Raw genomic sequence first — 644 nt, 5'->3', positions numbered from 1 at the left:
TCAAGAGCCTTTTCGACGGCTTCTACCACCTCTACCCCAGCCTCGAGCAGCAATGGGCATACTATGCGCGATATATCGATTTCATGCTGCGCGAGCCGACCTCGCAGCCCTATCTCGACCTACGGTCCCTCATCGGCCATAAGGACTACTTCATCCTGAGCACCAATGTAGACACCCAAGTCGAGAAGACGCTTCCCACCGAGAGGATCTGCAACTATCAGGGAAGCTTCGCGCACCTTCAATGCAAGCAGCCATGCTGCGACGAGCTCTTCGACGCGAGCCCCTACGTCGAGCGCATGCTCGCGGGCATGGCGGGGTTCGAGGTCCTCAGCGAGGATGTCCCCCGATGCCCGCATTGCGGCTGGCAGCTTGTGCCGTGGGTGCGCGACGACACGTTTCTGCAGGGTGCGGCCTGGCGCGAGAGCCTCGGACGATACGAGCGCTTCGTGCGCGAGCGCAGCGATCGCCGCGTGCTGTTGCTGGAGCTCGGCGTGGGCGAGATGACCCCGGGCATCATCACGCTCCCGTTCTGGAGCATGACCGCGAAGCTGCCGGATGCGCACCTTTTGAGCGTAAACATCTCGGGCGGCTCGGCTCCGCTGCAGCTTGGAAGCAAGGCAGGGGCGATCCAGGCCGATTTGGGC

1 protein-coding gene is annotated in these 644 nt (G+C 62.7%); it reads left to right on the top strand.

What is annotated here, in order from left to right:
* Positions 1-644, top strand: a 644-nt coding sequence (locus tag DWV20_RS09945; RefSeq protein ID WP_118256892.1) for an NAD-dependent protein deacetylase, SIR2 family, incomplete at both ends; no start/stop codon positions are given.

Origin of the sequence: Collinsella sp. AF02-46-1 (assembly GCF_003465825.1) — a bacterium.
GTDB lineage: Bacteria > Actinomycetota > Coriobacteriia > Coriobacteriales > Coriobacteriaceae > Collinsella.
Note: the sequence above shows the minus strand (reverse complement) of the source record. Positions and strands in the feature narration are given on the sequence as shown.